General features: G+C 35.6%; 8 protein-coding genes and 1 pseudogene. 3 read left to right on the top strand and 6 right to left on the bottom strand.

Translation table 11 applies throughout. The features are described from left to right. Nucleotides 1-128: 128 nt before the first annotated feature. Together MYP_RS26480 and MYP_RS26970 are read right to left on the bottom strand one after the other, a co-directional pair. The gene (locus MYP_RS26480; RefSeq protein ID WP_197060176.1) at nt 129-344 is read right to left on the bottom strand and encodes a transposase; all 216 of its coding nucleotides are present in this window, start codon (nt 342-344) and stop codon (nt 129-131) included. Then, nucleotides 316-788: pseudogene (locus MYP_RS26970) on the bottom strand (NIF family HAD-type phosphatase). The gene MYP_RS26480 and the pseudogene MYP_RS26970 overlap by 29 nt, the downstream one beginning before the upstream one ends. A 423-nt stretch (nt 789-1,211) precedes the next feature. Here MYP_RS26970 and MYP_RS23565 point away from each other — a divergent pair. Next, nucleotides 1,212-2,096: a hypothetical protein gene (locus MYP_RS23565; RefSeq protein WP_045469481.1), complete on the top strand. Its 885-nt coding sequence runs from the start codon at nt 1,212-1,214 to the stop codon at nt 2,094-2,096. Between the two features lie 290 nt (nt 2,097-2,386). On the opposite strand, the gene MYP_RS23570 is transcribed toward MYP_RS23565, so the two are convergent. Both MYP_RS23570 and MYP_RS23575 read right to left on the bottom strand, forming a co-directional pair. After that, nucleotides 2,387-3,778, bottom strand: a complete 1,392-nt coding sequence (locus tag MYP_RS23570; RefSeq protein ID WP_197060178.1) for a toxin-antitoxin system YwqK family antitoxin — start codon at nt 3,776-3,778, stop codon at nt 2,387-2,389. Nucleotides 3,779-4,055: 277 nt separating this feature from the next. Then, entirely contained in the window at nt 4,056-6,173 is a 2,118-nt protein-coding gene (locus MYP_RS23575; protein ID WP_045469488.1) for a LamG-like jellyroll fold domain-containing protein, read from the bottom strand. A gap of 280 nt (nt 6,174-6,453) precedes the next feature. Here MYP_RS23575 and MYP_RS23580 point away from each other — a divergent pair, with 280 nt between their 5' ends. Then, nucleotides 6,454-7,143: a hypothetical protein gene (locus MYP_RS23580; protein WP_156140809.1), complete on the top strand. Its 690-nt coding sequence runs from the start codon at nt 6,454-6,456 to the stop codon at nt 7,141-7,143. A gap of 259 nt (nt 7,144-7,402) precedes the next feature. Here the strand turns inward: MYP_RS23580 and MYP_RS23585 are convergent, their stop codons facing one another. Next, nucleotides 7,403-10,690 (bottom strand): PKD domain-containing protein, encoded by a 3,288-nt coding sequence (locus tag MYP_RS23585; protein WP_045469494.1) that lies wholly within the window; start codon nt 10,688-10,690, stop codon nt 7,403-7,405. Between the two features lie 292 nt (nt 10,691-10,982). On the opposite strand from MYP_RS23585, the gene MYP_RS26275 reads away from it, so the two are divergent. Then, entirely contained in the window at nt 10,983-11,150 is a 168-nt protein-coding gene (locus MYP_RS26275) for a hypothetical protein (RefSeq protein WP_156140810.1), read from the top strand. 139 nt (nt 11,151-11,289) lie between these two features. Here MYP_RS26275 and MYP_RS23590 read toward each other — a convergent pair whose 3' ends face one another. Further along, nucleotides 11,290-13,638 carry a choice-of-anchor Q domain-containing protein gene (locus MYP_RS23590; protein ID WP_045469497.1) on the bottom strand — a complete coding sequence of 783 codons (2,349 nt, stop codon included), beginning with the start codon at nt 13,636-13,638 and terminating at the stop codon, nt 11,290-11,292. Between the last annotated feature and the right edge of the window lie 44 nt (nt 13,639-13,682).

Consider the following 13,682-nt stretch of genomic DNA (forward strand, 5'->3'; position numbering starts at 1 on the left):
CTCCTGCCATAGCTGTAAAAAATAGTTGATGAAGCGCAAATGTAATAACAAATAGCGATACAATCGCTATCCCAATAGTCCTCGTTTCCGAACGAGGATTTCCGAGATTGGCGATTGTATCGCCAATCTCAAAAAATCGATGCTTGAGCAACAAGATGCATGTGATTGCTCATAATCACCCATGCGTAAATTGTAATGCTCTTTTCTTTGCAACAATGATTTAGCGAATCAACAATAACATCCCGGTAATCTCTTCTGGTAAATAAATCTATCCATTTTATTACTGTACAAGTAATATAATATGGAACATACTGATCAGAAATAAAATATCTGTCTCCTGCCATAGCTGTAAAAAATAGTTGGTGAATTACAAAAGTAATAACAAATAGCGATACAATCGCTATTCTCGGAAATCCTCGTTGGAAAACGAGGACTATAGGGTTTGATATAATTATAATGATTGGCATAATCAACATAACCATCCGTTTCAATGCCTAAAACATTTAAGCAATACGTACACTTTCTTCTCCCCCAAACAAATTCAAGTTTTATATCATCAGGAATAATACATTTCACTACCTCTTCTACATAGTCATCAGAAGCAGATGACCAGATGGCCAACTTGAAATTGCCAGAGCAGAACCGGATAAACTGATCCAGGATGGTCGTTTATATATGTGATAATTATATACTATAAAATCCGCTTGTCTGTCTAGTTGCGTCTTTGAGGCATGGATCACCGTTTCATCAAGGTCCAGTATTAACAATATCCGCTTGTCAGTTTGCATTTCCCCATTCAAAAAAACTAAATCAAAATCTCCAAAAATATCCCAGTCACCAAATATAAAAACAAAGTGTTACAACTTACGATATTTTTCTAGCTAAGTTATCTAAGGCCCAAACAATTACCTTACCTAAAGTAATTGCTCTTATAAGTTTGCTTAAAATTATCCCACCTTATTTTGTCCAAATCGCACCGCCGAAGTACGATTTAATATTTCAAAGGTCCGATGAAGAAGGTCCGAGCTATTAAAGAGATATCTGATTTTTACTATAGACCAGACAAGAAAAAGAGATAATACCCTCTAAAAATTTACCCAAAGTACTGATAAACAAAAAAAATCTGGCATTTTTATTGATAAACAACAAAACATATTTTTTGTATCGTCTTTAGTATATGAAATTTTAATAGAACCACTCAACTGCTAACTATGAAAAAAAATCTAATCATTGTACTTTTCCATATTTCATTTTTTCTTCCTGCTCTGTCTTTTGCTCAGAAAAACACCACCAACCGAGCTTTTCTGGGTGGATATGGAAACTACCTGGTTCCTATCTTCGGATTTTATAGGGAAAATTATAAAGCAGGCCCAGGCCTTTCCTTTATTTATCTTTCAAAAAAACTTCCTGTATTTAAACAGCTCCCTTATTCTCTGAGAATCGGAGCTGCTGTCGAAGTATCAGAACAGGGTAACCGATATTTTAAAAGTATGGCTGGCGATAGCCTGAAAAGTTCACAGCGCTTCTATAATAACTTTTCCTACCTCTCGCTTCTTGGCAGATTTACCTTTGAAAAAAACAGAATACTCAAGCCTTACCTCGAACTAAGCTTCGGACTGGGAACCTTTTCATCTCATGAAAGGATATCTAACAACATGCATATTCCTCTTATCAATAGACCCAGAGGTGATTATCGGGAATCGATGGCTGTTTTCGGCATATCAGCGGGATACCTGTTACAGGTTACCGAATGGTTTATAGTCGATGCAAAAGTGACTTACTACCAGGGAACGCAAAAAACACCTTTCACCGATCTTGACCATTTTTCATATTCTGCACCTTTTTATGATCATATCAAAAGGGAGGCAGTACCATCTTTGATTAGTGCACATCTGGGTCTTTTATTCAGAATGCCACGAGCTAGTTTTTATGCAAGCCCGTCGTATTCTAGTCCTCGTCCTTCCTATTCAACTCCTAGAACAAAACCTAAAACAATTAAAGAAAAACAAAACGGTGAGCTGGTGCCTTCAAAAGAATCCACTCCACAAAAGCCTAAAGAAACCAAAACGAATTATGGCCCGAAAAAGCGCCATTAAGCAGGGATTTGAGTGATTGTTTGTTTGAACTGGGATTCATGGGATTAAAGGACAGACAGGATTATCTCTGATAATAGTCATCTCTAATCCCTATATACCCAAAAAAATGGTCGAGTATAAAAACCTTGCACATATCAAACAAAACTTATTTTGTATTCGAAGATAAATATCATTTCTTATTCCTATATATTCCTCCTAAATGGTCGAATATAAGAACCCTACACATATCAAACAAAACTTATTATGTATTCGAAGAAATCCTGTCTATCCCGTCATTCATGGATCCCAGTTTACAACTGTTCTCCGCTTTTACTCCAGTTCAGTTCCGGTCCCACTCTGCGCCCATGTTCATAGGGGATTTCAGTACTTTTTTGTCCGTTAGAATACCATTTCTCATAATAGCCATGCTTCTGACCGTTGTATCTTTGATACTTTTCTGCTTTATTACCATTGGTATACCAGGACTCATAATGAAGGACAACATCTCCATTTTCCAATGTTTCCTCAATGCTCTCTTTCCACTTTTTCCCATCATCATACCATTCCATACACTTGGTAATTTTACCCATTGCATAAACATTTTCTTTAGCAGGCTGACCGTTTTTATACCACGACTTTTCACTTCCGTTTTTGATTCCATTTGTATAAGCTATCTCTTTCCACATCTTACCATCCGCATACCACTCCTTTATAACTCCATCATACCGATCATCCACATAATTATATTCTCTGCTTTTCTGACCTCCCTTGTTCCACTTTGTTGAAAGGCCGTTTAATTTACCATTAGCATAAGTTTCCTCCGTATTGAGTTCTCCGGATTCATAATACACCTTATGACTTCCGTGTTTTTCATTTGCCTTATAATAGGTTTCTGCACATAACTCCCCGTTGCTGTACATTTCTTTTTCAACACCATCTTTAACTCCGTTCTTATACATGGAGATAATCTTTCTACCATTTCTGATTGTAACAACTTCACCATTCACAGGATATATAGTTTCTTTACCATCTTTATAATCAGAAAGAAGGACATTATTAAAGCTATATACATACTGCTCAATTAGCCTATTCTTATTGTAAATGCTTTTCTTTTGTACGACTTCATCCTGATCGAAATAAGTATAAAATGTTCCATGCATATAACCTTTAGTATACTGTCCCTCTGCTTTTTTATCACCATTTTCATACCACACAGTATAGCTTCCGTCCTCAACACCTTCGACAAATTCCTGTTCAGATTTTACTTTATCAAAAAAAGTAAATCCATTTTTAGGATAATAATAAATCTGTTTGCCATGTAAACGTCCATTTTTAAGTGTCGCTTCATAAGTTTTCCTGTCAGGAAAATATTTCATTGGGTTATAATTTCTTACTTCCGTGAAAACATCTTCGTTATCTTTTTCACTTACTATTTCAAGAATTTTCCCACCGTTGATATAACCTGTCAAATCAGTCAAAGTACCATCATCGAACTCAAGCATAATTGAATCGGAAAAAACAGACATCGGGAACAACATAAAAATATTTTTAATTGAACTGGTGCGGCCACTGGCAGTACCTGTAAATTTTGTTTCTCCGAGATAACATTCACCATTCTTAAATGAAATCTGCTCTAGAGGAACTGGCTTGGAGCAACTAAAAAAGATAAAAATACCTAAAAGACCTGATAACGCTTTGTTCATGATTGTTTTACTTTTATAAAGCATCAAATTTACTGAATAATGTATCTATTTAAAACCCTGCATCCCTTTCCCTAACATACCTTTCATATAAACCATTGTATTAAAGAAATTTATAGACCCAAAAAATAAATCAACAATGTTGTGATTTTGTAAAAATCAGTATGGCAGGTGTAGACACCCGTTTTAAAAATATATTGGATTGGTCTTTAAAAAAACAGCGTAGAAACGGTATTCTACGCTGTTTGATATTCAAAACTAGTTTAGATCTATGAAAACACTATTTCAATAGCAAACGTTTGGTAATAGTAGCTCCTTCAACCGTTTTAATAGAGACAAAATAGATTCCGGAAGGTTGTTCACTTAATTGAATTTCCAAATTCTGCATTGTCTCAGCATCTTCAATTGTACATACAGTCTTTCCAATTGCATTAGTAACTGTAATCTTCGATGCAGTTAAACTATTTTTATCATACTTCACAAAAAACTTACTATCTGCAGGATTAGGATAAACTTCAAACAAATTCTCTTCTAAACTTTGACCATTAATGGACGTAATTACATTACCATTACATGAATAAGAATTATATAAATCCTTCACTTCTGCTGCACTAAGCGAATAATTGTAAATCCTCAACTCATCTAACTTTCCGCTTAAAAATTGCATATATTCAAAGTCTGTAGCTCCAATCACTGCATAGTATAGTATTGAAGCATAACCGGACGATAAATTATTAAAAGAACCTTCCGCCTCCAGTTTGCCATCTATGTAAAACTTTGCACCTGAATCATCTCCTGTCAATACCACATGATACCATTTGTTTGCTGACGGATATTTTCCTGTTATTGCCCCAGTGAGCAATGATAATACAGTATTAAGATTATCAAAAGACACCCACATGGCATAGGTATAATTTGAATTAATCAATCCTTTAGTAGGAAGTGAAATATTGGATGAACCGCCAAAATGAAAAGCACTATTTTCATTACCACATCTGTCTGTGGCAAATGTAGCTCCATGAGATGTTCCATCATTACCATTCCCTGAGGCGTCATTAACATTTCCTGTAAATGGATAATAGGCAACTAGCTTATTACTATTACATTCATAGGAATTATAAAGCTCAGCTATTTCAGCCATACTTAGAGCGTAATTGTAGATTCTTACCTCATCTAATTTTCCGGTTAAAAATTGTATATTCTCAAAGCCTCTGACTCCTAGCATTGCATAGTATGGCGCTGACGCATAACTCGGAGATGAGTTATTAGTAGAACCTATCGCTTCCAGTTGTCCATCTATGTATAACTTTGCACTGGAATCATCTCTTGTCAATATCACATGATACCATCTGTTTGCTGACGGATATTTTCCCGGTATCGCCCCGGTGAGGGTACCATTTATATTATAGCCACCTCCTGCCCATCCTGCACCGTTAGGAACTACTTGAATTGCCTGATCTCCACCTTTTGCTCCAATGTTTAAAAGTGATGTTACAGAATTTAGATTATCAAAAGATACCCACATGGCATAGGTATAATTTGGATTAATAAAATCCTTAGTAGGAAGAGAAATATAGGATGAACCATTAAAATGATAGGCGCTGTTTGCTTTACCACATCTGTCGGTGGTTAAAGTAGCTCCATAGGATGTTCCATCGTTGCCATTCCCTGAGGCGTCGCTGGCATTTCCTGTAAATGGATAATAGGCAACCAGCTTATTACATTCATAGGAATTATACAGGTCAGCTATTTCATCCGTACTTAGAGCGTAATTGTAGATTCTTACCTCATCTAATTTGCCGGTTAAGAATTGTATATTCTCAAAGCCTCGGACTCCTAACATTGCATAATATGGCGCTGAAGCATAACTCGGAGATGAGTTATTAGTAGAACCTGTCGCTTCCAGCTGTCCATCAATGTATAACCTTGCGGTAGAATCATTTCTTGTCAAAATCACATGATACCATCTGTTTGCTGACGGATATTTTCCCGGTATCGCCCCGGTAAGGGTACCATTTGTATTATAGCCCCCTCCTGCCCATCCTGCCCCATTAGGAACTACTTGAATTGCCTGATCTCCACCTTTTGCTCCAATGTTAAGAAGTGATGCTACAGAATTAAGATTATCAAAAGACACCCACATGGCATAGGTATAATTTGAGTTAATAAAATCTTTAGTAGGAAGTGAAATATAGGATGAACCATTAAAATGATAGGCGCCGTTTTTTCTACCACATCTGTCGGTAGTTAAAGTTGCCCCATAAGATGTTCCATTGTTACCATTCCCTGAGGCATCATTGACATTTCCCGTAAATGGATAATAAGCAACAAGCTTATCCTCAGCTTTAACTAATGAAAAATTGAATAAAACTAAAATAACCAGTAATATTTTTCTCATAGACTTTTGCTTAAAAATTTAAATAAACCAAATGACCTTAGTACTGATTTTTTCCCAAGCCAGGAAATACTTTTTCAAAAAATGCGTAAAGAATGCTAATCCTTTTTTAAAATATATTTATTACAAGCTTTTAATAGTAGACTCCTATTTTTAAAATAGTTCCCAAAATAATTTATTTATACGAATTAATTCGTCCTCTTTGAAATGGCATTTAAGTTTGATATCTTTTATTTATCAAATAAAAGTGCAAACTTGTTTATTAAAATCATTAATTTTTGAGATGAAAAATACTTTTAAGACTGCCATTATTTTGATACTATTAAGCACCATGATAAGTGAAGCTTCTCCTGCTTGTCACCTGGGAGATTATTTAAGTAACAATGCACCTGATACCAATAAAAGAAGCATTAAGTATGGAGTCGGAATAAATTTAATTCCTTTAAGCTTACTCGCTATTAGTCCAACTTTTGATTATTATTTAAGAAATTCAAATAGTCTCAGTTTTGCGGCTAGAGTTAAACAATCATTGGATTTCCCGATCATGGGACATAGCTATGAATACATAGCTGCCAATGAACTTGCATTCAGTTTTGATTACAAAATAAATTTTACCAAAAACAATTATCTGTATTATATAGCTCCGGGAGTATTTTACAAAAAAAGATGGTTTAAAGAAATGTGGATCGGATATGAGAATGGATCTCAGTATGATTCAAATCAGAATCTTGAAAATATGGATTTAGATGTCTATGGTCTGAGACTCCTTTTAGGATTCCGGCGTCTAATGACCAATACTTATTTGGATTTTTATCTAGGACCAGGCTTTACATATAATCACTGGAATTACCAAATAACAGATCACTATGGTGGCAGTTCTTACACCTTTATACCTCAAAATTATAGTGATGAACGCAATCGACTTTCATTTCATATTGGTTTAAACTTTGGCTTTTTAGGATTTAGAAAATAATAGGCTCTCCAGTTCATAGATTGGCCTATCAGCAGACCTTCTTTATACTTAATGAAACTTCTCTCTGAAGGTAAAGAGAATCTTTTTCAGCAAACAATTATCATGGACAGATAGTGTATCTAAGTCCATTCAGTAAAGTTTGATTCTTCAATAATACATCAATAGTCCTCTTATCAAAGAAGAGTAAAAATAAAAAAGTGGCTTATCTGAAGAGACTAGCCACTTTCATTTGATTCTCGGTATATCGAATCTATCTATATTACTTCTTAATTACCCTTTTATGAGTACTTCCCTTTGAAGTTGTGATTGATAGAATATAAACACCCGGTTTGATTGATCCTGTTGAAAAAGTCATTTTATTTAACCCCGATTTTAGTGACATATTTTCATCTTCTACAACTGGCATACCGGATAAAGTTCTGAGAGATAGTTTTGCTTCTCCTTCATCAGACATTACTTCAAAGTTAAGTACATCATCAGAAAAAGGATTAGGATAAATCTCAAGCATATCCTTTACCTCTTCGTTCTTTCCTATTGATGTAACCGTGCTTATTCCAATCATTACATCTTTCTCTATAGAACATACCATAGAGTGCCAGACATTTACTTTATACCTTCCGGGACATAATCCATACTGTGAGCTTGTAGAAGGAAGCCCTTTATCCCAGGTATAGACAGTCCGACCTTCTATTGTATTTACTACATTTACTATTGCACTTCCATCACAGAGATTTTCAGTTGCAGGATTAGTATCTACAGAGACTGACATCATATTCCTCCCCTTTTTAACGTTCCAGTTATTTGTTGAAGTGCAACCTTTGGAATCAGTAGCTGTAACCGAATAAGTAGCTGAACCAACACCTTTCAAATTCTGCACCTTAGCACCATTATTCCACAGATAAGTATAAGGAGCCGTTCCTCCAGATACTTTAACATCAATAGCTCCGTTTCCTCCTTCACAGGACTCGTCAACAACAGTTCCTGTCAAATTTATAACAGGACAATCAGGAACAATGAATAACTGATAATCTTCTGTTTCTCCAACATTAGCATCACTGCAAGGATCTACATTTGAATATGAAATTGCATCCATTAATCTAACCCTCATAACCATAGGCCCCAAAGGGATCCCGCTTCGTAATGTAAAATACGTTGTAGATGTATTGGAATGAGCATTATCAGAAGTTATTCTTTCCGTTGCCTTATCAAACTTTCCATCCTGATTATAATCTATCCATACACCATAATAAAGCGAACTTTTTAAATCACAGGTAACAGTTATACCATATTGCTTTCCTCTGATCAGGTTTGTTGTAAACTTATCTGTATAATCAGTATAAGATGGCCCACCTGCAGAACCACTATTGCTGTTGTTAATAGTATTGAAAACTACTGTCTTTATAAAATTGCCTGTAGATGTACCTGTAGAATAATTGGGAACACAATATGGTTTACACACCTGAGTTTTATTTACTTTGACTATCGCTGACTTGCTCAAAGAACAATCTCCGTTTGAAACTTCAACTTTTAGGTTGTAATCACCTGGATTTGGGAATCTATAATGTAATCCATTACCGGAGGATATAAAAGCTCCATTGATATACCATGAAAAAGTAAAATTATCAGAACTCGGATAATTCAGGATAAAATCTTCCCCATAACAAGCCTGAAGGACAGATGCTAATTCAATAACAGGAGGATTTACAAAGCTTACCCTTACAGTATCTCTTGTTACTGCACCACATACATTCTTTGCCTCCACCCAATAGATACCTGGAGATGTTATATTAATCTTCGACGTGGTTTCCCCTGTTGACCAAAAATATGATAAACCAGGACTTGTAACATCAAGCGAGAACAAAGGTCCAGCACATGCAATTATTTCCTTTTTCAGGTTCAGAACAGGTTTGGAACAGTCCACCTTCACAGAATCGCAAAGCCTAGCAGGCCCACAAGCATTATCTGTAGACAGACAAACATTGTAAACTCCCGGAACTTCATAGTGATGAGATACAACCTTCCCATTGGCAGTACTGCCATCTCCAAAATCCCAATTCCAAAATGTGGATTCAGGAGTATAACCGAAAACGACATCAAGATGCGTATCCTTAATACTGAATTCGTATGGTTCACCAATACAAACGGCATTTACGGATTTCTGAATGGTATCTGTAGCACAACCATTACCCACGATTTGTGATACAATGTAATTATCCTGCTTTTCATATTCATGGAGTATGACATTTTGTTCTGTTGTGGTATATCCATCACCAGCGTCATAAAACCAGGTATAATCTTCATCATTTACCAGGATAAATTTGTTAGCTTGAGAATAGGTTAATTTTACACCTGTCTGATCCTCTTCCCTTAAGACATCAAAACCGGCAATTGGTTTAATACAAGCATCATTATCAAGTTTCACCAACAAAAGATCTCTCTGCTTCTCTCCAATAAAATAGGAAACTCCTGCTACAATAAAAGAACCATCGGATGCCTTATTTATATCCGTTATTCTATCTTCCTTGAATGTCCCCATATATCTTTTACCCTGAATATTATAATTTTCATCCAGCACAACTGAGACAATATCGCCATTAGAGATGGGACCATCTGCAGCACTTATCAAAATGATACGCCCCTCTTCATTTTGCTCCATACCAAAGACGCGCCCTGTCCCAGAAATGGTCTTAGTCCAAAGTGTATCAAGTTTAAAATCAGTCTTTACGAGCCAGGTATTATTGCCTTTTTCATCAACAAAGTTTACAGGAAAAAGAAAGCCGTCGGATTGCTCAATAATGGTCGGAATTGAATTACCACTGTTTGCTTTTGACAATGGATGTCGAAAACTTTTATGCAATAACGCTCTTCCATTTTCATCCAGCTTCCTGACAAAGCCATCCCCTATACCCCCACAATTTAATATATCACCGTTCTTAGTCTCAAGTACATCTTCTACACCACGACCATTACCACTAAAACTATTCCCCCAGATATAACTTCCATTTTTATCCACCTTTATAATCCCTGCGGATATTGTAGATATACCAAAACTTATCTTAGGAAATATATAATTACCATCAGAAGTTTGTTTTATTTTACCAGAAGCTACATCCCAACAACAGATGCCCGAATAAGTTATGTTTGCTTCAACTATTAGATTTCCTTTTCCATCAAACCGCCAGAAATTAACTTCTTCGTCATAAATGGTACTTTCAGGATCATAAGTTGTGGCAATAATGTATTCGCCATCCCTATTTTGGAGTCCTGATACAACAAGATCTATTACCTCCGGTTTACCAAACCTCTTATTCCATTGCACATCACCCTTTGCATCTACTTTAATTAATATACCATCAACTTCAGAATTCTCAATCATATTTGCTACAAGCATGTAGCCGCCATCATCAGTTTGGAATGCTACTGTAATGCTAGAGCTGTAATAACTCACAAATTCGTTATTGGGATACACTTTCGTAAAACCAACTTGTGCATATAATGTACTTGCAAACAAAAGCAAAAAGAAGGTTAAAAATATTCTCTGATTCATATAAGGTTAAAAATTTAATAAATAAAGTTAATAAATTTTGCCATTACGTACAATTCAACTTGCAGTTAACACTATAAATCAACCACTTAAAAACGCCCTTTTATCTTACACCTCCTCTAAACACGATGAGCAGGTCTGCTGTTCCATTATTACTATCCAAGACAGATCGAATTATAAATAACACACTATTGTGATATTAACCTCACTGTTCTCCTACACATAGGGATTGTCGTTTTTAAACTTCTCAATTTATTTTCCTCATCTTTTTACATACCTTTTATTAATAACAATTATGTTAGGAGAAATCGATTTTTTTGGACCTACAAGAGGCGAAGCGAATAAAATGGTATCACCGGAACCTGGATTATCAATTGCATACCGCAAACTTCCGACTACATTATCAGCATTACTGGTAACTGTTATCTTAGCTGCATTACTTCTGAATAAAAGCGCTGCATAAAAAGGACAAATAAAAACAGATGTGTCTTTCTCATAACAATAATGGTTTAAAAAATTATAAATAATTAAAAATTATTTAATAAGAACTCCCAATCATCCTACGATGATTGGGAAATTCAGCAATATGAAATATGAGCAGTTTATTGCTTGATCAGTTTGAATACTTTACCGGAAGAATTTTCTTCATCTTCCAGTTTTAAAAAATACAGACCAGCAGGAAGATAAGAAATGTCGGCCTGACCATTCTGGAGATTGCTATAGGGCTCCTGGTATTGTATAGATCCATTTATATCACGGATGGTTACCTTAGCATTAGAATGTAGCGACTTGATGGTAATGATATCGACCGTCGGATTAGGATAGACGGATTCCTCATTTAAATCTGATTCCAGCAAACTCGATTCTCGCTGAATACGTGGTGGAATTATAAATGAAACCGGAGTACCCAACACCACAATTCCACCGGTTATATGAGCTACTGCAGTGATGGTGTATAGTCCACTCTCAACATTTTCCAGGATATGTGAAAACGGATAAATTGTTGTTTCCGCAATCTTTTCAGTTCCATTAAAAAATTCAACCTTAGAGATGAGGTCTGATAAAGTGGCATTAAATTTCGATGCTATTAATTGCCCTCCTACTCCTCCTCCATCAAAAGTATTATCTACTTTGGTAGCTCCAAACCATAAAAATGGAGTTATACCACCTGTAAAAATTATCTTTTCTATACCTAGCTTAAAATATCCGGCATTGTTACTATAAGGGAATTCTAATATGATAAGCTGGGTAAAGTCTATACTTGGATCAAAATCCGACAACGGTATTTTTATTGTCCTAGGTATTCCCAACAAATGATCTATGTCTATACCATTGTCAACATAATTCTTTAATGATAATGGATTTACTGTACTACCATTCGGGCGTATCTGAATTTTATCCCAATCCGTTCCACTGTAAAAATTTTTTAATGTTATTTCTAAAGTAGTATTTCCACCTGAGACTACATTCTTATTAGCATGATACAAGCCATATCCGTCATACCCTAACTTAAGCTTTTTATATCCTGGGACATGTGACACCAATAAATGTGGACTATCTTGTGAAAAAATATTCACAAGAGTAACAGTAGATTGCTCTTCAAAATAGCTATAGCCGGTAAAAAACGTTACAGAACCACCTTTATATTCATATGCGCCTATATCTGGTTTATCTCTAGTCACTCCACGCTGATCCAACAATACAGCTGCAGGACTTCTTCCCGCATCAATACACAAACTACCTTCAGTTAGTGCATGCATCCATCTACCATCACTGTTGTTTTGTAACGGGCCCAACCGAGGGTCTATATGTTTCAGATTAGTTCCCAAAATATTGGTGGTTGCCTTAAGATTCAAGCCATTATTTACGCCTACCAAATTATAACCAAGATCATTAACCACTGTTGTCGAATATCCATCTGCACCTTCTTCTATTGGCAATGAACCTCTATATGGAGAATAAAAATCTTCATCGCCATTCTGAGCAATTATTGAACCACGCAAAGATAGAGTGCCTGTATTATAAATACCACTTCCTTTGAAGTGGTGAAAATAATCCGGATGATGAAAGGGCACAGCAGGGTAATTGGTATTATCCATTGTATTGTATGCAATTGTACAATACTCTAAGCTCAAATTGCCAGCATTATAAATACCGCCAGCTCCTGGGTATCCTTTTCCCATTGTATAGCACTTACTCACTGTACTGTTTATCAGTTGAAGAGTACCTGTATTCATTATAGCAGCTGCTATATTATAGGTATTAAGCTGACTCCATCCTTTTATTACAGAAGTATTTTCCACCACCATGGTTCCTGAATTTTGTATTGAACCAGTATTCCCACCTCCACCATCACTACCATTTGAATCAAACAAACAATTCTTAATTGTTGAGACACCACTACTTGTTATTCCTGAACACCTTCCTGGGTAGTTATTTCCTTTAGTATAATTACCATAAAAGGTAACTCTGTTTAAATTTAAAACTCCGGTACTATAGATAGCTCCAATATAATTACTATAAAACACAGCATCTTCAATCGTTAGATTTCCCTTATTATAAATAGCCCCTGACAAACCATTTTGCATGGGCACTTCATCATCACCACTCCCTTCTATCTGTATTCCTGACATAAACACATTTACACCATCTTCCACTATAAACACTAATGCGTTTGTCCTGTGATTAGTGAGCATCAGCTTATCTGATCCAGGACCAATAATGGTAAGATTCTTATTAATTAAAATAACTGTTGGAGAAATTGAAATAATCCCACCAACAAGAGAAGGTGCAAACCCAATAGTATCTCCGGCTGCTGCATTAGCAATAGCAAATCGCAAACCTCCGACTAAATTGTCAGAGCTATTGGTTACTGTAATCTTTGCTGCATGACTTCTGAAGAACAAAGCCTGCATAAAAAGGACAAGAAAGAATAGATGTTTTTTTCTCATAAGTATTGGTTTAAAAGATTGTAAAAATTTGACGATAAAATAGA

The sequence above is a fragment of the Sporocytophaga myxococcoides genome (assembly GCF_000775915.1).
GTDB lineage: Bacteria > Bacteroidota > Bacteroidia > Cytophagales > Cytophagaceae > Sporocytophaga > Sporocytophaga myxococcoides_A.